Here is a 20516-nt window from a genome sequence, read left to right on the forward strand (position 1 = left end):
GTACCGCGCCGATGGGCGGTACCAGCCGGCATGCCTCTTTCGAAATCCTAGCCCGGGAGCCATCCATGAGCACGCGACGCGGCCTCGGCACGCCAACGCCAACGAACTCACCTATGCGCGAATCGGCGATCCCGCGGTGCCGTCGGCGGCGAAATAGGTTATGTACGGCGCGGATCGGCGCGGATGACGGACATGGACCCGGACGCCCCCACCTGGTATACGAGCAGGGGGACGTGTATTTCGTTCCCTGCGCGTACCCGCACCACATCGAGGTCTCGGGGTCCGACGACCTCCACATCGGCAATTTGCGAAATTCCCGTTCACCCCCCGCCGACCCGCTCATCGTCACCAGAAACGACCCTCTCGACGAACGCGGGGAGCGGCAATCCGCCGTGCCCGGATTGCCGCCGTGCCCGCTCCGGTTTCAAGAATTTCCCCGAGGGTAATTGGGGTGTATGGGCGCACGAGAGAGGACGACGACACGGTCGACGGCGCTCGCCGACGCTCCCCCGGGACGGCTGCCGCGGAGGCAACCGCTGCCGCCCAGGCGACCGGCAGCCTCGACAACCACTTCGGCCGGATCGCGGCACGGCCTTCCCCGACGGACCGAGACGGCGGCCCGGCCGACGCGAACGGACGCCGGCACCGAACCCGTCACGAAGCCGACGGCGAAGCATCCCCGGGACACGGGGTCCCGCTCACCGGCACACACCCGATCCTCCGGCTCCGGCCGCGCGCGCCTGCCCGATCCGGTTCCGCACGACTTCGGGGATGTCACCGAGTGGCTGAAGGACCAGGTTCGCAGCCTCGTGGACGCACTGCGGGACCGCGGCGAAATGGAGGCGCAGAATCTCAGGCAAAAATTCAAGGAATGGTTGGCGTCACTCGTCCACGACGTGATACACAGCAACGCCGGGGTCGGAGCCGGACTCGAAGGCATCCGCGCCGCCCTGACGGGTAAGAATCCGGTGTGGGCCGCGATCAAGGCGCTGGTGTCCGGATTGAGCGGCAAAGCCAAGTTCGGCCTTGTTCTCCTTCTGATCGTCGCGCTGTTGCTCGGACCCGTATTACTCGTGGTGCTTATTTTGGTGCTCCTTGTCGCGGTGATTGTCGCAGCGGTACGAGCCGCCAGCCAGTGACATCTCCACATTGAGCCCGGAAAGCATTGCAGCTGAACCACTCTCGAAACTCGCCAAAGATGCGTCGATCTCGACGCCGACCGTGTGGATATGTGAGAGGCGTGCGACGCGGCACGTCGGCGGAACCGACTTCTCCGCCGCTGGTTGAGCGTCCTGCAGCTGGGGTAGTCGGGAAACGGCGACCCCTTACCGCGCACGGTATTGCGACACATTGCCGAAGTTGGCGAGAGGTGCGCCGGCGACTACTCGGTAAAGGGGTTCGACGATGAAAACCAAAGGTCAGGTGGCGTTGGCCGTCGGCGCGGGGTACATGCTGGGCCGAACACACAGGATGAAAATGGCACTGATGCTGGCGGCCGCGGGTGCGACCGGACGCTTCCCCGGCGGGCCACGCGACTTGTTGGAACGGGGCACGAAAGTGCTCGCGAACTCCCCCGAGCTCGCCAAGATCAGCGATTCGGTTCGACAGGAGCTGGTCAGCGCAGCGAAGGCCGCGGCGGTCACCGCCGCGAGTCAGCGCATCAACCAGCTCAACAACCGGATTCTGTCCGGCGGCGGCGAAGCCGTCAGCGACGTGGGCGACACGGTCGACGACACCGTGGGTGGTGTCGGCAACTCGGTCGGCAAACTCAGCAGTCTCGGAAAACTCGGTCGCAAGCGACGCGGTCGCTCCAAGGACGAGGAGTACGACGAATCCGAAGTCGACGAAGAGCCGGACGAACAGTACGCCGACGAGGACGAGGACGAGGACTACGAGGAGCCCGAACCCGACGAGGAGGATGCCGCCGACGAGGAGGAACCCGCTCCCCGCAAGCGACCCGCCGCACGTCGACGCGCGTCCGGCAACGGCAGCTCCCGCCCGACGAGCAGGTCGCGCAGCGCGAAATCGGACGAGGACGACGAGGAAGCCCCGACCCGCGGCCGCCGGACACGGGCCAAAGCCACGACTGATTCCGCGCCCGTGCGGCGCGGCGGACGGTGAGCACGATGACGAACGCCGCGAACAAACTGCGAGAAGCCGCACCGGGAGACGGGGGCGGATCGTCGGGTGTACTGCAGGAGGCACTGCAGAAGCTGGCCGGCACGGTGACGGAGAAGGCGCTCACGTCGGTCTCCGACAAGGTGCAGAACGCGTCCGGCAGGCTCACCGATTACGCCGAGGGCGGCGGCGGTAGCCTGCTCGCCGCCGTGACCGGTTCCGAGAAGCTGGCCGAGGGTGAATCACCGATCAAGTCGGCGGTGAGCGGTGGCTGGCAGGGCGCCAAGCAAATGGTCAAGGACACGGCTTCTGACGTCAAAGAGGCCGTCACCGGTGGTGGCGGCAGCAAGGGCAAGAAGCTCAAGTTGACCAACATCGTCGAAACGCTCGATGTCGGGGTCCCGGTCCAGCTCGCTTACAACCAGTGGACCCAGTTCGCCGATTTCCCCTCCTTCATGAAGAAGGTCGAGCGGGTGGAGCAGGAAGCGGACGAGAAGCTCGAGTGGAAGGCGCAGGTGTTCCTGTCGCACCGGACGTGGGAAGCGTCGATCATCGAGCAGGTTCCCGATGAGCGGATCGTGTGGCACTCGAAGGGTGCCAAGGGTTATGTCGACGGTGCGGTGACGTTCCACGAGGTGACTCCCGATCTCACCCGCATCGTTCTGATCCTCGAGTATCACCCGAAGGGTTTGTTCGAGCGGACGGGGAACCTGTGGCGTGCACAGGGTCGGCGAGCGCGCTTGGAGTTGAAGCACTTTGGCCGCCACGTCATGACGCAGTCCGTTCTCCATCCCGACGAGGTGGTGGGCTGGCGCGGGGAGATCCGGGACGGCGAGGTGGTCGAGCCCGACGAGGACGATACACAACCAGACGAATCGGATGAGTCGGACGAATTCGACGAAACCGACGAAACCGAAGGCGAGGAGAGCGAAGACGAGGAGCCTGAACAGGACGAGTCGGAGCAGGACGAGTCGGAGCAGGACGAGTCGGAGCAGGACGAGTCGGAGCAGGACGAGCCCGAGGAGCCCGACGAAGACGAGGCCGAGGAGGAAGAGGAGGACGAGGAAGCACCCCCGCGAGTACGTCGAGGTCGCCCACGCAAGACCGCCGCGGCCGCCGAGGACAAGGCAGCCCCGAAGAGGCGGGGCCGCCCGCGTAAGACTGCCGCCAAGAAATCTGCCGGGTCACGGCAAGGAGCGCGGCAATGACGGCGATACAACCAGCGGGAGGCGGCGGCGGAGTCAGCGGCGGCCCCAGCTCCAGTAGCCTCGCCGACGTCATCGACACCATCCTCGACAAGGGCCTGGTCATCGATGCCTACGTGCGGGTGTCACTGGTCGGTATCGAACTGCTGACCATCGACGCGCGCGTCGTCGTCGCCAGTGTCGACACCTACCTGCGGTTCGCGGAGGCCGTGAACCGGCTCGAGATCGGCAGTGGCGAGCCGAAGGGTCTGACGGACCTGGTCGGCGACGTCACCGAGGGTGGCGCCAAATCGAAAACCAAGGGTGCGCTCGAGGCCGCGGGGGACAAACTCGGCGACATCCTCGGCGGCGGGCAGGAAGAACCTGAGCGCGAACGGGTTTCGCGCAAGTCCAGTCGAGGGGACAAGTGATGTCTAAGTCAGAAGAGGCCAACGACGCTCCCGAGGAGCCGCGGACCAGCGGTGTCTACGTGTACGGCATCGTGCCAGCGGATGTGGAAGCCGAAAAGGACGCGGTCGGTGTGTGTGACGGACCGGTCGCCGTCGTCACACACGGCGACATCGCGGCGCTCGTCAGCGAGATCTCGGTCGACCGACCGCTCGGGAAACCGGAGGACCTCCGGGCGCACGCGCATCTGCTGGACGGTACGTCGGGCGTGGCACCGGTACTTCCACTTCGTTTCGGGGCGGTCATGACCGATGAGGACGCCGTCGAGAAGGAATTGCTCGAAGCACACGCCGACGAATTCACGGCAGCGTTGAAGGAACTCGAGGGTCGAGCGCAGTACGTCGTGAAGGGGCGGTACGTCGAGGAAGCGATCCTCCGGGAAATAATCGAGGAAAACAGACAAGCGGGTGAGCTGGTCGAGGCGATCCGGGATCAGCCCGAGGAGGCCACCCGCGATGCCCGGATGGCGCTGGGCGAGATCGTCAGCAACGGCATCGAGGCCAAGCGGGACGAAGACACGCGCACGGTGGTCGAGGCGCTCGAGTCGCTGTCCGATGCGGTCAACGTGCGGGAACCGACGCACGAGGAGGAGGCCGCCCAGGTCGCCGTCCTCGTCGAGGTCGCCCGGCAGGACGAACTCGAGAAGGCAGTCGGAGACCTGGCCGAACAGTGGGACGGCCGCGTCGAGATGCGCCTGCTCGGACCTCTCGCCGCCTACGACTTCGTGGTGACGCAGAAGCCGGAGGGCTGACCGATGGGCCTGCTGTCGTTCATCGCCGGGCCTCCGCTCGCCCCCGTTCGTGGGGTGATCTCGCTGGCCGAGCTGATCCAGCGACAGGTCGAGGAGTGGGAGGACGCCCGTGCGGCCGGTGAGATCTCCGCCGAGGAGGAGCAGGCTCAGCAGGCCATCCTCGACCGCATGACCGGAACGGCACTGCCCAGCAGTCCGGAGAGGGAGTGATCGGCGATGGCAGAAGAGGAGCCACCTCCGTTGCCGGCGCCCGAGATCGCCGAAATTGCAACGCGCGACATCGCGAAGTTGACGGGCAAGAAACCCCTGGGTGCCACATCGGTCATGCCCACCGACGACGGCTGGACCGTCGAGGTGGAGGTGGTCGAGGATCGGCGGATCCCGTCGTCGACGGACATGCTCGCGTTGTACGAGGTGGTCGTGGATCTGGATGGAGAGCTGTTGTCCTACCGCAGAACCCGCCGCTACATCCGCGGTGTCGGTGACAGTGGGAGCGCGCAGTCATGACGGTAGTCGGCGGCGGTGCGAGCAACCTTCCGCAGAGTTCGGGCGGCGGCTTCGGCGGTGGGCACCAGTCGACGAACCTCGGCGAGATTCTGGAACGGGTGCTCGACAAGGGTCTCGTGATCGCCGGCGACATCCAGGTCAACCTGCTCGACATCGAACTGCTCACCATCAAGGTGCGTCTGGTGATCGCCTCGCTGGAGACCGCGAAGGAGGTGGGCATCGATTGGTGGGAGCACGACCCCTGGCTGACCGGCAAGAACAGCGACATCGAACTGGAGAACCGGAAGTTGCGGGAGCGAATCGCCGAACTCGAGTCCGACAGGTCGGTTCGACCTGCCGTCGAGGACGCCGACACGGTCGAGGTGGAGGCGAGGCGTCAGGAGCGCGACGATGACCGCGGATGACGGTGTCTGGCTCTACAGCATCACCACGGACGGCGTCGGTGATGCGCAACTCGCCGGGGTCACCGGCGTGGCAGGCGAGCCGGTCCGGGCGGTGACGGCGTCGGGTCTGGTCGCGGTGGTGGGGACGGTGAGTCTCCGCGAATTCGGGCAGGAACCTCTGCAACGCAAACTCGAGGACCTCGACTGGCTGGCCGCGACCGCGAGAGCACACGACGCCGTGGTGGCGGCCGTGTTGCGCAACTGCCCCACCGTTCCTTTGCGATTGGCGACCCTCTATCTCGATGACGAGCGCGTCCGCCACCTCCTCACGGAACGACAGGAGGAGTTCGGTGCGACGCTGCGCCGGGTGACCGGTCGGAGCGAATGGGGTGTCAAAGGATACGGCGACGCCAAGATCCTGTCGCAGGACGTGAAGGAGGAGCCGCCCCCGACGGGTGCGGCCGGAAAGGGAACCGCGTATCTACTGCGCCGCCGCGCGGAGTTGACCGCGCAGCAGGACGTGGAACGCAAGGCGACGAGCCATGCGGGAGAAATTCACACCGCGCTCCTGGGCCGGGCGGTCGACGGGGTACGCCGACAGGTCACCGACCCGGTGCTCACCGGTAAGCGGGCCTGGATGATCTTCAACGGCACCTACCTCGTCGACAACGATCGCGTCGAGGGTTTTGCTGCGCTCGTCACGGCGCTCGACACCGAACGTCCGGGAATCACATTGGAATTGACCGGACCGTGGCCGCCGTATTCGTTCGCCGGAATCGACGGGTGAGCCATGAGCGAGATGGTCCCCGCGGACGACACCCGCCGCATCGCGCTCGTCGATCTACTCGATCGGGTGCTGGGCGGCGGTGTCGTCATCACCGGTGAGATCACGCTGTCGCTCGCCGACGTCGACATGGTCCGCATCTCCCTGCGCACGCTCATCGCGTCGGTGAGCGCACTTGTCCCGGATCCGGCCGAGCAGGATTCCGCCGATGGCTGAGCCCGAGCCGGTCGATTCGGATATAACGAGCGACATCGGTCGCCAGGTATTGCCGCATCGGATCGACGCCGATCCCGAATCCGTCGAGAAGGGCCTGGTCACCCTCGTCCTGACGATCGTGGAGCTACTGCGCCAGTTGATGGAACGGCAGGCGCTGCGCCGGGTCGAGCACGGCGATCTCAGCGACGAGCAGATCGAACGCATCGGCACGACGCTCATGCTGCTCGAGGAACGCATGGCGGAGTTGCGTGATCATTTCGATCTCACACCCGAGGACCTGAACATCGACCTCGGACCGCTGGGGCCGCTGCTGTCGAACGAATAGGCTTGACTCGCCGAGCGTCGCCGATATCGGTGCTCGAGCGATCAATGTTTGAGCGCGTTCTTGATCTTCTTCCCCGCGTCCTTGACCTTGTCGCCCATCTGCTTGGCGTTGCCCCGGGCCTGCTCGTTGCTCCCCTCTGCTTCGAGGTGGGCGTTGCCGGTGGCCCTGCCGACCGCCTTCTTGGCGGCGCCCTCGGCGGTTTCGACCTTGTGCCGGATCTTCTTTCCCATATTCATGACGCCGTCCTGTCCTCTGCGGTCCCTTCCGATTGCCCTGCGTCACCGGTTTCAATCACGCAGCGCACGGCGTTCGTATCCGGTCGTGCGGTCACCTCCGCAGCAACAGCGCACTGTCCCCGAATTCGTGCCACAGATACCCGCGCGCGAGTGCCTCGTCGTAGGCGCGGCGGACGGCCGCCGCTCCCACCACCGATTCGAGCAGCATCAGGTGGGAAGCCCCGGGCGCGTGCCAGCCCGTGATCAGCCCGTCCACCACGCGGGCCTGCCGCGCCGCGCTCAGCACCAGGTTCGTCCAGCCCGCGCCCGCCACAGCCAGCCCGTCCGACGTTGCCCGGGTCTCGAGTGCCCTGGTCACCGTGGTGCCGACCGCGATCACGCGGCCGCCCGCCGCTCGGCGATCATTGATCAGTCGCGCCGTGTGCTCCGGCACCTCGTACCGTTCGGGGATCGGTGGCTCCCCACGCTCGGGCGAGGACACACCCGTGTGCAACAGGATCGGCGCTGTCACCACCCCCGAGGTCGCGAGACCGGTGACGATCGGATGCGTGAACGGCCGCCCGGCGCTGGCCATCTCGGCGCTCCCACCGGTGCGGCCGAAGATCGTCTGGTAATAGGACAGCGGCCAGCGCTCGTGGACGTACGCGTACGTGATCGGACGGCCCGCGGTGGCGAGCAGTTCCGCGGCCACGTCCGCGACGCCGTCGACCGAGGCCCGCCACAGCCGGGCCGAACCACGGGGCCAGGGCTCGTGGAGTGTCGCGACGGCACCCCGCGGCAGACCGATCCGCGTTCCCGCCGCGACCGAATCGAGGGCTCCCGATGCCGGACCCGGCGCTCGCACCTCGACCGCCCAGTCCCCGCCCCCGAGTTCGGTGGAGAAGTGGACGACCACCGGTCCCAGCGAGTCGATGGTGCCGTCCACGGCCGCGGCCAGCGTCGCCGACGCGTTCACCACCACCACGTCGCCCGGCCGGAGAAAGCGCGGAAGGTCGCGAAATGTGCTGTGCACCAGCTTTCCTCGATCGGACACGAGCAGCTTCACCGAGTCGCGCAGCACGCCCCGCTCCTCCGGCGGGCCGCTCGCCTCCAACCGCTGCGGCAGAACGAACCGGAATTCGGTCACCGAGCGACTGCCCGCCCGGGTCACGACGACACTCCGGTGTTCGCGGCCGCGAAGTCGGATGCACGGTACCGGCCGCTGGGCGGTCTCGTCTCGAGCAGCCTCAGCAGTGCAGGGACCACGGTCTCCGGCTCGGGCCGATCCGAGATGTCCTCACCCGGGAACGCCGCCTGGTGCATCGCGGTGCGCATGTCGCCGGGATCGAACGCGTAGATCGCGAGATCGGGCTCCTCGACCGCCAGTACCGCGGTGGCGTGGTCGAGCGCCGCCTTCGCCGCCCCATAGCCACCCCAGCCCGCGTAGGCCTCGACCGCGGCATCGGACGAAATGTTGATCACGGTGCCGTCTGCGGCCCGTACCTGCCCGATCAGTGCGGCGATCAAGGCGAGCGGGGCCAGCACGTTCGTCGTGAACACCCGGGCCAGTGCGTGCTCCGGGTAGCGGGTCAGGGCGGGCATCGGGCTCGGCCCGAGCGCACTGGCGTTGTTGACGAGCAGGTCCAGCCGACCCCGCGCCGCGATCGCCTCGGCGACGCGGTCTCGATGACGCGGATCCGTCACGTCGCCGGGGACTGCGGTGATGGTGCTCCCCTGCGAGGCGACCCGATCGAGCGGTTCGGCCCGTCGTCCGGTGACGATCACCTCCCAGCCACGCTCCGCGAGCGCGAATGCGCTCGCCCGTCCCAATCCTGCCGATCCCCCAGTGATCAGCGCCGTTCTGGTGCCGTTCATCGCAGACTCCTTGCCTCCAGTGACATCTGGCACCATCCTGAAACCTGAAGTCCACTTGATGTCAAGGGTCGTCGTCAGCGGTGTGGTGCCCGGACGGAGGGGGTGGGATTCCCGGGTCGAACGGACGATAATGAGTCCCTACCCTGAGACGAATGCGCCCCGTGCCACGACCCCGCATGGAAGCCGCGAGCCGAACCCGGGCGCCGACCGAATCGAGAGTGACTTCGCATGAACACAGTCGCAGTGCGCTCGGCGATCGCAGCGGCCGCTGCATTCGCCGCCTTCGCCGCACCCGGTGTCGCGACCGCCGCACCGAACCTTCACGGGGATCCCAAGACTCCAGGCACCCAGGTTCAGGTGGAGAGTGAGCCGGGCGACTCGAACAGCTACACCTGTGGGGCGGTCGGCGTCGCGGGAGCCGGAGTCGGATCGAATTCCTCCGGTGGCGCCGGTTCGGTCAACGGCGCGTATTTCGGACCCGGCCCCGTCCAGGGCGGCTGCGTCGGTAGTGACGGATCGGTCTACTTCCCGACCGGCAACGCCGAATAACCGCGACTCGAAAACACTGACACTAGATCCGCGTGACGGTCGCGAGCCAGGCCGGTGCGCCGTCGGCGTGGAATCGCGTGTGAATCCGGTCCGGTTCGACAGCTGTGATGTTCCAACCGGATCCGGGACCGAACGCCGCCGTCAACTCCTCCCGGCTGACGGGGTGCGGGCCGGCGTCGGGGCCGTCGTCACTGAAACACAGCACATACAAGGTCCCGCCGGGTTCGGTCACCGAAGCCAGACTCGCCACGTAGCCGGGCCGCTCGCCGGCGTCGAGGGTGTGGAACAGGCCGCAGTCGAGCACAGTCGCGAACCGGCGTCCCAGCGTTTCCAGACGGAGCGCGTCGGCCGCAGTGAACTCGACCTCGATCCGGCGATCCTCGGCCTTCGTCCGGCCGATCGCCAGCGCCGTCTCGGCCACGTCCACGCCCACCACCGACAGTCCCAGCGCGGCGACGTGCAGAGCATTCTCGCCCGTTCCGCAGCCCGCGTCGAGGACCGGGCCGGCGAATCCGCCCTCGGATGCCACCCGCACGATCGCGGGCTGGGGGCCGTCGATATCCCAGGGCGCACGGCCCTCGTGGTACGACGCATCCCACGGCAGCCCCGTCATCCGCTCGTGACTGGTCGGTTCCCGACCGCCGAACGGATCGTCGGCGAGAGGACCTGATCGCTCCGGCAACACCTGCTTCGCTCAGAGCTCGAGGAGTCGCTGGAAGAACTCGCGATAGCGCTTCAGCGCGAGGCGAAGGTCCTCCGTGGAGCCCTCCTCACCTCGGGCCCACTGCTCTTCGAGCCGCGAGCGCGCCTCCGAGAATCCCGTTGTGATCCGGTCGACGACGTCCGAGACGAGGCCGTCCGCTTTCTGCACACACTCTCGGGGATCGTCGACGAAGCCCGACTGAACCTCGTCCCAGCGCAGGCGGAGTACCGACAGTTCGTCCTCCGCGAACAGCGTCTGCCCGGCCGAGGTGTCGGTGTCCTGTGCGGGCGGTTGGGCTCCCTCGGCGGACGTGGGTCGCGCTTCCCCCGCCGACTCCGGGGCCTCCGCCGGGCGCTGGGCCCCCTCGGCCGGCACGGCGGCAGCGTCGGGCGCAGAGTCGGTTGCTCCGGTGGATGCTCCGGTTCCCGCCGGCGCCGAGGCGGGGGGCTCGGCGGATGTTTCGACGCTCCCGGTCGGGCTGGTGCCCTCGGGTTGCCCGTGTGGGGTTGTCATGCGCGCGTCTCCTTCGGCTTGTCCTTGTTCGGCTCGTCTGTGTTTTCATCCGTCTCGAGCAACTTCTCGAAGAGCTCGCGGTAGTGCACGAACGCCTCCCGCTGTCGCTCCGTCCCGATGTCGCCCGCCTCCTGCGCGAGATAGATGCCGTGCGCCGTGCGGTAGTTTTCGACAACTTTCGGGTGGTCGACCGAAATGTCGGCCGCGCGCTGATCGAAGTCGTCGATCGGGTAACCGCGTTCGCGCATGACGTGGATCACGAGCCGATCCGCAGCGGCTACCGCGCTCGACGGGTTGTCGACGAACTCGATCTGAACCGTCCGCCAGGAATCGGTGTACTTCGCGCGTGCCTCGGGTGTCAACGGGACGATGTCGAGCTTCTCCCGCTTTCGTTCGCGGGCGGCGAGTTCCTTCTCGGCAGCGCCTTGGTCGCCCACCTCGCCGACCGTCCGCTCGTATTCGGGACCGAATCGCCCTTTCAGGCGTTCCGTCCTCTTGCGACTGCTGATCGAGCGGGACGCGATGATCGCCAGCACCGCGATCACGACGAGCACCGCGATCAAGATCCATCCCCAAACAGGCATTTCCTCAGACCTCCTCGTCCTTCGACCGTGTACCCCGACGGCTCATTCGAAAACGGCACCGGTCCGCGGCTGCGAGAAGGGGCACGGAATGATCATCGCGGTCTGTGCCATGGTCCTCGGTGTGCTTCGCGGGGGGTCGGACCCGGCGGACCGGTAGCGCAAACGCCAGTCGGAACGAGCGCGTGTCGCCGAGGTCGCTGCCGGTCTCGACCGCTTCCCATGGTTGGTTCTCGACGACCTCGCCGAGGCACGTCACCGGCCCATGTACCGACATCGTCGGCAGGGGGACGAGGAGGTCATGTCGTTCATCACGGCCCGCGAGCGCGCCACGCCCGGTGCGGACTCGGTTCGTCAAGATTCAGCGGCACCGCGAAAGCGGTGCCGCTGCCGTTCAGGCAGCCCCGATTAATCTGTTGCGCAGTCTTTTCTGTGCCCCAGAGTCACTCGCATGGTCGACCGTCTCGAGCAGACCGTCAGCGAGGAGGCGAGTACTGCTGTGGCACACCAGAATGCGCATCAGGTGTGCAGAGTGTGGGCGAATCCGGCGCGAGCCCCTACACGTGTTCATGACCGAGAGCGACGGCGCCGACTGGGGACTCAGTCGTCCCAGAGCAGGTTGTGCAGTCGCATCGCTTCGATCAGGTCGGGGTCGTCGTCGAGGACTGGACCGTAATCCAGTGGGGTGACCTTGCTGCTGACAGCCCCCTCTCCCGGGCGTTCGTACAGCGCCCACAGCGCGAGATCGTCACCGTGCCGGGAGTCGAACTGGATCCCGGGTGACGCGGGCTGCCATCCACGACCGCGGTACCCGTCCCGGCGCGATGGTGGGCCACTCGCCGCCGTCGTTGTCGACGATCTCGTCGAGTGCCGCGCTGAGCTCGTCGCTCGTGCGCGCGTAGGCGAGGACTTCGAGACAGCAGGCGAGCCGGGTCGCGCCGACGTACTGGGTTCGCCACACTCCGGCCGGGTCGTCCCACCGGCCGGTGAATCGGCCGTCGGTGGCGTACACCCACGGGGTCCACTCCCAGGAGGTCGGTGGGTAGCCGACCCGGTAGGCGGCGGCGCCCTGGACGTGGACGCAGCAGACCGTGCCGCGTGGGGTGGGGGTCAGTTCGCGGGTGTGTTCGCTCATCCGACCGCCGCGAACTGACGTGCCGCTGCGAGAACCTTCGGTCCGACGTCGTTGAGGTCGCCTTCGCGCAGCATCAGCGCCGGTGGTTGGTCGTCGAGGATCGGGTTCAGGCCCTGGAACCAGGTCTGCGCCACGGCAGGGGTGTCACGTTCGGCGATCAGCCGGGCGGCACGGTAGGCGATGCGGAGTCGTTCGACATCGGTTTCGTTGTTGATGGTGCGGGTGCCCTCGGCCCATTGCCGGACGGCCCGGGTTTCCTTGACCTTCCCGAGGTACGCGACGAGCTTGGCGCCGAGCAGTCCGCGCAGCTCTGTGACCAGCTGCGATTGCGTCATGCGGGCAGCGACGTTGTAGGCGGCGAGGTCGGGTCGTGGGTGTGCGGCAGTCATGAAATCCACCTCCTAATCACATGGTAAATCACATACCCAGTGCCGTCCATATTCCCATACAGCTGACCAGCTTCACCCCCACTGCTCGGGCTGCGCCGCTCGTTGCGGAACTGGCTGCTGATCCTCGCCACCGACGATGGGGCGGGCCATGCGAGTCATGCCCGCCCGACACCGGTACGTCGAGGGCCTCGTGGCGGACACCCGGCAGGTTGCCGGCCACCCCCGCTTCCGCCACCGCTCCGGGTTCGCGCGGACGGGCCGTTCGAGACGGTCGTGCTGTTGCCCACTTCAACGGTCGTGCCGGCGGTGCTCGCGGCGCCGGGGTTCGAGACGGTAGATTGTGCGAATGTCTTAACATAGACTCGCAAGATGACCGTAAACATCGGAATTGTCGGGTACGGCCTCGGTGGCCGGTATTTCCACGCGCCGTTCATCGAGGCGGCGGAGGGAATCACGCTGGGCGGCATCGTGACCCGATCCGCCGAGCGCGCCGCCCAGGCTGCCGCCGACTTCCCCGGAGTGCCGGTGTTCGCGAGCCTCGGCGAGCTCGTCGATTCCGGTGTCGATGCCATCACGATCACCACTCCCCCGCAGACGCGCCGCGAACTCGTGCTCGAGGCGGTCGGGCGGGGTGTGCACGTGGTTGCAGACAAGCCGTTCGCGCCGGATGTCGCGACGGCCCGCGAGTTGATCGCCGCCGGCGACGAAGCCGGGGTGCTGCTCAGTGTCTTTCACAACCGTCGCTACGACGCCGATATCCGCACGTTGAAGTCGGTGTTGCCGCGCCTCGGCGATATCTGGCGTGTCGAGTCGCACTTCGACCTGGACGGTGCCGACACGCTCGAAGCGGGCCCGACCGGTGGGCTGTTGCGGGACATCGGCGCACATGTCGTCGACCAGATGCTGTGGTTGTTCGGTCCGGCCGAGCGGGTGGACGCGCATCTCGACTACGTCGACCGGCCGGAGGGACGCACCGACGCCGGCTTCGTCGTCAACATCACCCACCGCAGCGGCGTCTATTCGACCGTCTCGTCGACCAAGGTCAACCATCTCGAGGGGCGGCGGCTGCGCGCGTTCGGCAGTGCCGGCAGCTATGTGGCGGACGGCACGGACGTTCAGGCGCAGGCGCTGTTCGCGGGGAGTCGGCCCGTCGACGATCCGACCGGGTGGGGTCTCGAACGACCGGAACGGTGGGGTGTCCTGCACACGGCGCAAGGACCGGAAACGATCCCGTCGCAGCGGGGTGCGTATCAGGACTATTACACCGAGTTCGCGGCGGCAGTGGCCGGCGCCGGCCCGCAGCCGGTTCCGGCGCGCACCGCACTCGGCACCATCGCGCTGCTGGCGGCGGCACGTGAGGCCGCCGAAACCGGCAGCACAGTCGTCGTGCCGCCCGTCGACTAATGGGAGGTACCAAGCCTGGCCAGTCCGGCAGACTTGGTACCTGGTAGCCGCTGGTGGATGAGCACTCTCGTCGACTGGACCGATAGCCGAGTCCTGAGGTCAGACCGTGCCCCCACCGGCGCGCCAGGAGGTCTGCATCGCTGATGGGATGTCGTGCCCGGCCGAGGTCGTGAGCACTCGACCATTAGTCCGCGAACGGCTTCAGGCAGGCTGCCGCCGGACGCTCGACGATCCAGGAGGTGCAGGTTGTTGTACATCGGAGACGACTGGGCCGAAGACCACCACGACGTGGAGGTCCAGGACGAACACGGCCGAGTCCTGCGGCGCGAACGGTTACCGGAAGGGATAGCGGGGATCCGCGGATTCGGGGAACTCGTCGGACGGTTCGCCGACGACGACACCGAGTTCGCCGACGTGCTGGTGTGCATCGAAACCGACCGCGGACCCTGGGTCGCCGGCTACACCGTGTTTGCTGTAGACCCGAAACAGGCTGCGCGACACCGGGAAATCCTCGGAAACTCCGGAGCCAAGAGCGACAAGGGGGACGCGCACGCCCTCGCGGATATGCTCCGCACCCGCCGACATCAACTTCGTGAGGTCGCCGCCGACTCCGAGGTCGCGGAGGCGGTCAAGGTCGTCACCCGCGCGCATCAGACGTTGATCTGGGAACGTACCCGACACCTGCTGCGCCTGCGGGGGGCGTTGCGGGACTACTTCCCCGCCGCGCTCGAGGCCTACACGCCGTTCGGGCTGACCTCGACCACGGTGTTGACCCTGTTGGCCAAGGCCCCGGCCCCGGACGCGGCAGCCACGCTCACCCTCCGGCAGATCACCGCCGCGTTGAAGGGCCGCCGTGACATCGACACCAAAGCGGCGGCGATCCAGCAGGTGCTGCGCGCCGAGCACCTCGGCCAACCCGATCCTGTGACTACGGCGTATGCGGCGACGATGCGGTCGCTCGTTGCGATTCTGACGACGTTGAACACCGAGATCGCGAACCTCGAGAAAGACGTGACGGCGCATTTTGGTCAGCACCCGGACGCTGAGATCCTGCTCAGCCAGCCCGGTCTCGGCGTCGTTCTCGGTGCCCGGGTGCTTGCCGAGTTCGGGGACGCCCCGGGCCGCTACACCAGCGCGAAGGCACGCAAGAACTACGCCGGGACCAGTCCGATCACCAGGCAGTCCGGCAAGATGCGAGTGGTCTCCGCCCGGCACGTGCACAACGATCGGCTTGTCGACGCCCTGCACATGCAGGCCTCCTGCGCGATCCTGCACGATGAGCAGGTCCGTGCCTACTACGACCAGCTCCGCGCCCGCGACGTCAGCCACAACGCTGCTCTGCGGCAGGTCGGCAACAGGCTCGTCGGCATCCTTCACGGTTGCCTCGAGACCCACGCCGCCTACGACCAGGCGACCGCGTGGTCGCACCGTCCGCACACCATCGCTGCTTGACATCCGAGATCCAGGGATGTCTGACCGGCGGCGCGCGGCTCAGCGTGCCGAGGAGAGGAAATCGGCGACAGCCGTGTTGAACGGTTCCGGTCGCTCCATATTCGTCGCGTGGCCCGCCCGCGGGATGACGGTCGATGCGCCCTTCGGCGCCAACGCCGCGGCCTTCTCCGCGTGTGCCGACGGCCAGAATTCGCTCTCGGAACCGGCGACGAAGAGCACCGGAAGATCACTCGAGCGGATTGCCGGACGCCAGTCGCGTTTCGCGTGGTCGTTCAGCAGAGCGAGTTCCGGTTGCGACAGTTTCCGGTCGACGCGGCCCATCGCGACGAGGAAGCGGACCAACCGCATCCCGCGCTTCCAGATCGGGGTGCCGTGGCCGGTCGAGGGAATACCGTCCGCGAAGAATGTGTCCACCTGATCCCGGCCGTAACCGTAGAACCCGTATTCCCAGTCCGGTGTGTTGAGCATTCTCGGTGTCTGATCGACCACGACCGCGGCGCGAAGGCGCCCCGTGCCGTACGCGCCGACATACGACCAGATCGTGTTCCCGCCCATCGAGCCACCGATCAGCGCGGCGTCCTGCAGGTCGAGTTTCGTGAGAAGCGCGTGCACGTGGTCGGCTCGTGTCTGCATCGTCGTTCCGTGGGGCATGGCCGGTGCGGTCCCGTGGCCCGGCAGATCCACGGCGACGACGCGGTGGCCGGCGCGGATCAGCGACGGGATCTGATAGCGCCACGAGGTGGCGGGCGCTGTGAACCCTGCCAGCAAGACCACGGTCGACGAGGACCGGCTGCCGTCCTCGTGCACGGTGTAGTCGATTCGAGCCCCGCCGGATTCGATGGATGGCACTGCTTCTCCTGTCGCCCTCCTGCCAGGCGGCACGGTTCCCGCCTGCGTCACTGCGACGGTAGTACAGCGTGAGGGAGCGATCCATGGAGAACGTCTCCACCGCGGAGGGGTTCCTGTGTGGAGTTCGGCGCGGCCTTGTGGGTCGGCCACGTCTACTGAAATCTCTCGACCGCCGGGGTGTAACGTTCCGGGCCCTGGCGGACACCATCCGTGTAGCTGTGGACGTCGGGTCCACGCATTCGGACAGGACACTCGAAATGCACACTTCACTTCCCCACGAGGCTTCGCACGCGTCGAATCGTTCGGGCGCAGTGAACACTCCCCGTCGAGTCCCGCTGCGGAACCGGCTCGTCACGATATTTGCCACCGCCGCACTCACGGTCATCCCTGTCGAGGCGGCCACCGCCGTCGCGGCGGCGACCGAACTCCCCGCAACGACGGTCTCCGCGCCGACCATTCCCGGCGACCGCGGCGACAACGGTGACGGCCCCCGCCATGATCGGCAGCGCGATCAACGGCAAGAGCGCAGGGACCAGGGCATGACGCTCGACGAACTCCTCGTCGGGTGGAACAGCAGCCAGATTCATCAGATGTGACGACGCACGGCATCCGCTTGTCGCTCGTACCGCGAACGGGCGAGGGTGTATGCCGTGCACAGCAACTCGCGCGCGAGCTCACCGGTGCGGGGGCCGGGATTCACGACTGCCAGCCAGCCTGCGGAGCCGTACACGGGATGGGCGATGACCGTGTCGGGCGCACCGGCGTCGACGTCGGCGGACCCTTGTTCTCGCGGTGCGTGACCGAGCGCCACGATGAACGACTCCCTCCCGGCATGGATATTTACTCGGAATGCCCCCGCACGGTCGAGCCGCGAATAATCGTCACCCGGATAGTTCTTCGTGACGATCGTGGCGAACGGCTGGGTCGTCGTCGGCACAACCCCGTCCGGTGAGTAGTAGAAGAAGGTGTCGCCCCAGCTGATTTCCGGCGAGCCGTCCCCCGGGACCGGCCTGAGGGTGAGGACGTCGTCGCGACCTTCCACGAAGTCGATGATGTCGTCTATCGTCATGCTTCCAGCGTTTCATTGAAGTGCATGTGGAGACTTGAGGGAGCACGTGCAGGAGAAATAGGAGGTGGAGTCTCCACATGCAGAAGCTCCGGACCGTGGACGTGGCCCGCCGTGCGGGGTGCTCCGTCCAGCAGATCCGCAACCTCGAACGCGACGGTGTGCTGCCTCCCGCCGCCCGTACGGCCACCGGATACCGGATCTACACCGAGGTGCATGTGCAGTCCGCGCTGGCCTATCGAGAACTCGCCGTTGCGGCCGGTCCGGTCGAAGCCAGGCGGATCGTTCGGAGCGTGCACACGTGCCCGGCCTCGACGACGGTTGCGCTCCTCGACGCCTCACACGCCCGGCTCCACTCCGAACGCGCCGCACTGGCGCTGGCGAAGAAGGCCGCCGCAGTGATCTCCGCCGAGCCGATCGAGGACGTGCGAGCATCAGACTGGATGGGCGTGGCCGAACTCGCCGGCGCGCTCGGCGTCCGCTCGTCCACGTTGCGACACTGGGACGCAGAGGGACTCGTCATTCCCGATCGGAACGCACCCGCGGGAGCGCGCCGGTACTCCCCGTCCCAGGTCCGCGACGCCCGCATCGTGCATCAGTTACGCAAAGCCGGTTACCGCATCGCGCCCCTCCGCGCGTTGATGGCACAACTGCGGCGCCCACCCGGATCGGGCGACATCGACGCCGCACTCGCCGTCCGTGACGAGACTCTCACGACCAGCTCGAGAGCCCTCGTCGACGCCACCGCCGCGCTTGCCGGGCTGCTGCCGCCCCACGGTGTCACTCCGCGCGCGACAACACCGCCACCAGGAAATCGGAGTCGTCGGTGAACGGGCGAAGATCCCACGTCGAGAGCAGCAGATCCACCCTCAGACCGCTGACCGCGGCGTCCGAGAGGAAGTGCGGGAACTCGTAGCCCCGGTCGGCGCCGAACCCGACGATCACCCGGCCGGCCGGGGCGAGATGAGCCGCGAATCCCGCCAGCACCGACTCCCGGGTCGACGGCGCCAGGAAGGTCATCACGTTGCCCGCACACACGATCACGTCGAAATCGGCCGCGACGCCCCGGGAGGGCAGATCCAACTCCGCGAGGTCACCGACGAGCCACGTCGGGCCGGGGTGATCCTCCTCCGCGACGCCGATCAGCACCGGATCGACGTCGACCCCGACCACGACATGACCCGCATCGTGCAGATGGCCACCGAGCCGGCCCAGCCCGCACCCCGCATCGAGGACCCGGCCTCCCCGGCCCAGCATCGCATCGACCAGGCGGGCCTCGCCCACGATGTCCTGGCCCTTCGCCTCCATGGCCCGAAACCGCTCGACGTACCACGTCGAATGACCCGGGTCGGCCGCGGTGATCTCCTCCCACCGGCTGGGGGTGCGCTCGCTCATTGTCGATTCCTCCTCGATCCGGCCCGCTCGGCGAGCCAGTGCCACCGTAGCGAACCCGGTTCTCGCGAACGGTCTCGGTCAACGGGACGCCGCGGCCCACCCCGCCTGTCCTGCGGGGAGGATTCAGCCATGAGCGAGTCCCTTCCCGACCGCGTCCAGATCACCGACCGCCTGCACGTCGTGGCACACCTGCTCGACACGAAGGACTGGCCGGGGTTCGCCGCGACCCTCACCGACGACGCCGTGGCCTACGGGCGGACCGGGCCTGCCGACGTGGTCGCGCGTGTCCGCTCCCACCTCGACGTCTGCGGCACCACCCAGCACTTGCTCGGCAACATCCGAGTCGACCTCGACGGGGACACGGCACGCACGACGTCCTATTTCCGGGCATTTCACGTCGGCCTCGGCGACCGCAGTGTCATTGCGCCGCGCTGACCTGGTCGTCCGGCTCAGTCGTGCTCCCGGCACACTGTGGAGTCCGGATCGGGTGCGCAGATCTGCTGCCAGGTGTAGAAGCCGGAGTTGACGACCACGTGGAGGTTGTCCTTCGTGATGTTCTGGATGGGCAGGAACACCGTCGGCACCGCCATGTATTGGTTGTCGATCGTGCCGTTGATCATGTCCTCGGGCACGCCGTCGCCGTGGAGAATTGACGTGGTCAGCTGCGCGGCGACCTTAGCCTGGTCGGACAGGTTCTTGAAGATCGTATTGTCGAGGGAGCCCTGTGCGATGAGTTGCAGGGCAGCGAGATTGGCGTCCTGTCCCCCGGTGACGGGAATCCGACCGGCGAGCCCGCGGCCGGCGAGGGCGGCGACGATTCCGCCTGCCAGGTCGTCGTTCATGGTGACGAACAGGTCGATGTCGTTGTTGTCCCGGGTCAGGCAGTCGTCCGCGAATGCCTGACCTTCGGCCGGGTCCCAGTCCTCGATCGTGGTCTCGCAGACCACGCGGATCTTGCCGCTGTCGATGAGGGGCTGCAGATACTCGTTCTGGCCGAGCTGAAACTGGCGGGTTCCGTATTCACCCAGATTGCCCTGCACCCTGGCGATTTTCAGACGGTCGTCGGGCATCGCGGCGATCAGATCCGCGGCGCGACTTCCCTGTCGCCGGCCGACCTCGAGTGGATCGAAGATCACCTGGACCTCCGCCGGTCCGCCGACCGCATCGTGGTCGTAGAGCACCACCGGAACATTCGCATCGGCAGCGGCGGTCAATGCTCCCCCCGAAAATCTCGCGTCCGCGGAGATCAGAACGAGCACCGACGCGCCGTCCGCGATCGCCGACTCGACCTGACTCTGCTGCCGGCCGGGATCGCCCTCGGCATTGCGGACCGTCACGGTGGCTTTCGGTGCGAACAGTTCGAGGAAGTCGGTGAACAAGGGTTCGTCTCGCTCCATGAACCGGGTCGTCGTGGTATTCGGCAGAAAGAAATACACCTTCTTCGCCCCGTCGTCGCCGGGCGGCGGAGCCGCGCACGCCCCGAGCACCATCGCGGCGACCGAGGCTGCGACACCGAACGCGCGCAGCCTTGCGTTCACGATGCTTGTCTTCACGAGTCGAGAACCTCCAGCCTGATCATGCCTGGTTCGGACATACCCGCGGGCGAGGACGGCTACGCGCGCTCGTCGATGCTTTCGGTGTTTTCCGGCCCCGA

29 protein-coding genes are annotated in these 20516 nt (G+C 67.2%); 17 read left to right on the top strand and 12 right to left on the bottom strand.

All coding sequences use genetic code 11. The features are described 5' to 3' along the window. Positions 1–809 precede the first annotated feature (809 nt). From ACFU5V_RS12730 to ACFU5V_RS12780, 11 genes are all read left to right on the top strand, one after another. Positions 810–1139: a hypothetical protein gene (locus tag ACFU5V_RS12730; RefSeq protein WP_378438277.1), complete on the top strand. Its 330-nt coding sequence runs from the start codon at positions 810–812 to the stop codon at positions 1137–1139. Between the two features lie 265 nt (positions 1140–1404). Then, complete coding sequence (locus tag ACFU5V_RS12735; protein WP_378438275.1) at positions 1405–2121, top strand: hypothetical protein; 717 nt, start codon at positions 1405–1407, stop codon at positions 2119–2121. 5 nt (positions 2122–2126) lie between these two features. Beyond that, the gene (locus ACFU5V_RS12740) at positions 2127–3326 is read left to right on the top strand and encodes an SRPBCC family protein (protein WP_378699537.1); all 1200 of its coding nucleotides are present in this window, start codon (positions 2127–2129) and stop codon (positions 3324–3326) included. Beyond that, positions 3323–3733 carry a gas vesicle protein GvpJ gene (gvpJ, locus tag ACFU5V_RS12745; protein WP_276138663.1) on the top strand — a complete coding sequence of 137 codons (411 nt, stop codon included), beginning with the start codon at positions 3323–3325 and terminating at the stop codon, positions 3731–3733. Before ACFU5V_RS12740 ends, gvpJ begins: the two co-directional genes overlap by 4 nt. Then, positions 3733–4521, top strand: coding sequence for a GvpL/GvpF family gas vesicle protein (locus ACFU5V_RS12750; protein ID WP_378438271.1), 789 nt, complete (start codon positions 3733–3735; stop codon positions 4519–4521). The genes gvpJ and ACFU5V_RS12750 overlap by 1 nt, the downstream gene beginning before the upstream one ends. A gap of 3 nt (positions 4522–4524) precedes the next feature. Beyond that, the gene (locus tag ACFU5V_RS12755; protein ID WP_378438269.1) at positions 4525–4731 is read left to right on the top strand and encodes a gas vesicle protein G; all 207 of its coding nucleotides are present in this window, start codon (positions 4525–4527) and stop codon (positions 4729–4731) included. Positions 4732–4737: 6 nt separating this feature from the next. After that, complete coding sequence (locus tag ACFU5V_RS12760) at positions 4738–5028, top strand: gas vesicle protein (protein ID WP_378438267.1); 291 nt, start codon at positions 4738–4740, stop codon at positions 5026–5028. Next, entirely contained in the window at positions 5025–5432 is a 408-nt protein-coding gene (locus tag ACFU5V_RS12765; RefSeq protein WP_378438265.1) for a gas vesicle protein, read from the top strand. The genes ACFU5V_RS12760 and ACFU5V_RS12765 overlap by 4 nt, the downstream gene beginning before the upstream one ends. Beyond that, positions 5419–6198 (top strand): GvpL/GvpF family gas vesicle protein, encoded by a 780-nt coding sequence (locus ACFU5V_RS12770; RefSeq protein ID WP_378438263.1) that lies wholly within the window; start codon positions 5419–5421, stop codon positions 6196–6198. The genes ACFU5V_RS12765 and ACFU5V_RS12770 overlap by 14 nt, the downstream gene beginning before the upstream one ends. A 3-nt stretch (positions 6199–6201) precedes the next feature. Then, a complete protein-coding gene (locus ACFU5V_RS12775; RefSeq protein WP_124393800.1) occupies positions 6202–6411 on the top strand; it encodes a gas vesicle protein in 210 nt (69 codons plus the stop codon). After that, complete coding sequence (locus ACFU5V_RS12780; RefSeq protein WP_378438260.1) at positions 6404–6736, top strand: gas vesicle protein K; 333 nt, start codon at positions 6404–6406, stop codon at positions 6734–6736. Before ACFU5V_RS12775 ends, ACFU5V_RS12780 begins: the two co-directional genes overlap by 8 nt. 41 nt (positions 6737–6777) lie before the next feature. Here the strand turns inward: ACFU5V_RS12780 and ACFU5V_RS12785 are convergent, their stop codons facing one another. The 3 genes from ACFU5V_RS12785 to ACFU5V_RS12795 all read right to left on the bottom strand — a co-directional run bounded on the left by ACFU5V_RS12785 (position 6778) and on the right by ACFU5V_RS12795 (position 8826). Next, on the bottom strand, positions 6778–6972 hold the full coding sequence (locus tag ACFU5V_RS12785) for a CsbD family protein (RefSeq protein ID WP_378438257.1): 195 nt from the start codon (positions 6970–6972) through the stop codon (positions 6778–6780). 91 nt (positions 6973–7063) lie between these two features. Continuing rightward, complete coding sequence (locus tag ACFU5V_RS12790) at positions 7064–8122, bottom strand: S-adenosylmethionine:tRNA ribosyltransferase-isomerase (RefSeq protein WP_378438255.1); 1059 nt, start codon at positions 8120–8122, stop codon at positions 7064–7066. Further along, positions 8119–8826 (bottom strand): SDR family NAD(P)-dependent oxidoreductase, encoded by a 708-nt coding sequence (locus ACFU5V_RS12795; protein WP_378438253.1) that lies wholly within the window; start codon positions 8824–8826, stop codon positions 8119–8121. Before ACFU5V_RS12795 ends, ACFU5V_RS12790 begins: the two co-directional genes overlap by 4 nt. A gap of 228 nt (positions 8827–9054) precedes the next feature. On the opposite strand from ACFU5V_RS12795, the gene ACFU5V_RS12800 reads away from it, so the two are divergent. Next, positions 9055–9375, top strand: coding sequence for a hypothetical protein (locus tag ACFU5V_RS12800; RefSeq protein ID WP_378438251.1), 321 nt, complete (start codon positions 9055–9057; stop codon positions 9373–9375). A gap of 22 nt (positions 9376–9397) precedes the next feature. Here the strand turns inward: ACFU5V_RS12800 and ACFU5V_RS12805 are convergent, their stop codons facing one another. The 5 genes from ACFU5V_RS12805 to ACFU5V_RS12825 form a co-directional block, all read right to left on the bottom strand. Further along, positions 9398–9988 carry a class I SAM-dependent methyltransferase gene (locus ACFU5V_RS12805; protein WP_378438249.1) on the bottom strand — a complete coding sequence of 197 codons (591 nt, stop codon included), beginning with the start codon at positions 9986–9988 and terminating at the stop codon, positions 9398–9400. 81 nt (positions 9989–10069) lie between these two features. Next, complete coding sequence (locus ACFU5V_RS12810) at positions 10070–10591, bottom strand: hypothetical protein (RefSeq protein WP_378699540.1); 522 nt, start codon at positions 10589–10591, stop codon at positions 10070–10072. Then, entirely contained in the window at positions 10588–11175 is a 588-nt protein-coding gene (locus tag ACFU5V_RS12815; protein ID WP_378442653.1) for a hypothetical protein, read from the bottom strand. The genes ACFU5V_RS12810 and ACFU5V_RS12815 overlap by 4 nt, the downstream gene beginning before the upstream one ends. Positions 11176–11920: 745 nt before the next feature. Further along, the gene (locus tag ACFU5V_RS12820; RefSeq protein ID WP_378699542.1) at positions 11921–12307 is read right to left on the bottom strand and encodes a hypothetical protein; all 387 of its coding nucleotides are present in this window, start codon (positions 12305–12307) and stop codon (positions 11921–11923) included. After that, positions 12304–12696 (bottom strand): hypothetical protein, encoded by a 393-nt coding sequence (locus tag ACFU5V_RS12825; protein ID WP_378699544.1) that lies wholly within the window; start codon positions 12694–12696, stop codon positions 12304–12306. The genes ACFU5V_RS12820 and ACFU5V_RS12825 overlap by 4 nt, the downstream gene beginning before the upstream one ends. Positions 12697–13065: 369 nt before the next feature. On the opposite strand from ACFU5V_RS12825, the gene ACFU5V_RS12830 reads away from it, so the two are divergent. Both ACFU5V_RS12830 and ACFU5V_RS12835 read left to right on the top strand, forming a co-directional pair. After that, the gene (locus tag ACFU5V_RS12830; RefSeq protein WP_378699546.1) at positions 13066–14100 is read left to right on the top strand and encodes a Gfo/Idh/MocA family oxidoreductase; all 1035 of its coding nucleotides are present in this window, start codon (positions 13066–13068) and stop codon (positions 14098–14100) included. A 246-nt stretch (positions 14101–14346) separates the two neighbouring features. Then, complete coding sequence (locus ACFU5V_RS12835) at positions 14347–15552, top strand: IS110 family transposase (RefSeq protein WP_378699547.1); 1206 nt, start codon at positions 14347–14349, stop codon at positions 15550–15552. Positions 15553–15591: 39 nt separating this feature from the next. Here ACFU5V_RS12835 and ACFU5V_RS12840 read toward each other — a convergent pair whose 3' ends face one another. Next, positions 15592–16401 carry an alpha/beta fold hydrolase gene (locus ACFU5V_RS12840; RefSeq protein WP_378699549.1) on the bottom strand — a complete coding sequence of 270 codons (810 nt, stop codon included), beginning with the start codon at positions 16399–16401 and terminating at the stop codon, positions 15592–15594. A gap of 311 nt (positions 16402–16712) precedes the next feature. Here ACFU5V_RS12840 and ACFU5V_RS12845 point away from each other — a divergent pair, with 311 nt between their 5' ends. After that, on the top strand, positions 16713–16997 hold the full coding sequence (locus ACFU5V_RS12845) for a hypothetical protein (protein WP_378699551.1): 285 nt from the start codon (positions 16713–16715) through the stop codon (positions 16995–16997). Here ACFU5V_RS12845 and ACFU5V_RS12850 read toward each other — a convergent pair. Then, positions 16988–17470, bottom strand: coding sequence for a DUF6194 family protein (locus ACFU5V_RS12850; protein ID WP_378699553.1), 483 nt, complete (start codon positions 17468–17470; stop codon positions 16988–16990). The two genes, ACFU5V_RS12845 and ACFU5V_RS12850, sit on opposite strands and share 10 nt — an antisense overlap. Before the next feature lie 77 nt (positions 17471–17547). Here ACFU5V_RS12850 and ACFU5V_RS12855 point away from each other — a divergent pair, with 77 nt between their 5' ends. After that, positions 17548–18297, top strand: a complete 750-nt coding sequence (locus ACFU5V_RS12855) for a MerR family transcriptional regulator (RefSeq protein ID WP_378699556.1) — start codon at positions 17548–17550, stop codon at positions 18295–18297. On the opposite strand, the gene ACFU5V_RS12860 is transcribed toward ACFU5V_RS12855, so the two are convergent. Continuing rightward, positions 18248–18862, bottom strand: a complete 615-nt coding sequence (locus tag ACFU5V_RS12860; protein ID WP_378699558.1) for a class I SAM-dependent methyltransferase — start codon at positions 18860–18862, stop codon at positions 18248–18250. The genes ACFU5V_RS12855 and ACFU5V_RS12860 overlap by 50 nt on opposite strands. Positions 18863–18991: 129 nt before the next feature. Between ACFU5V_RS12860 and ACFU5V_RS12865 the strand changes: the two genes are divergently transcribed. Next, complete coding sequence (locus ACFU5V_RS12865; RefSeq protein ID WP_378699560.1) at positions 18992–19297, top strand: nuclear transport factor 2 family protein; 306 nt, start codon at positions 18992–18994, stop codon at positions 19295–19297. 14 nt (positions 19298–19311) lie between these two features. On the opposite strand, the gene ACFU5V_RS12870 is transcribed toward ACFU5V_RS12865, so the two are convergent. Then, the gene (locus tag ACFU5V_RS12870; RefSeq protein WP_378438730.1) at positions 19312–20388 is read right to left on the bottom strand and encodes a substrate-binding domain-containing protein; all 1077 of its coding nucleotides are present in this window, start codon (positions 20386–20388) and stop codon (positions 19312–19314) included. Positions 20389–20516 lie beyond the last annotated feature (128 nt).

It is taken from the genome of Rhodococcus sp. NPDC057529, assembly GCF_042802055.1.
GTDB lineage: Bacteria > Actinomycetota > Actinomycetes > Mycobacteriales > Mycobacteriaceae > Rhodococcus_F.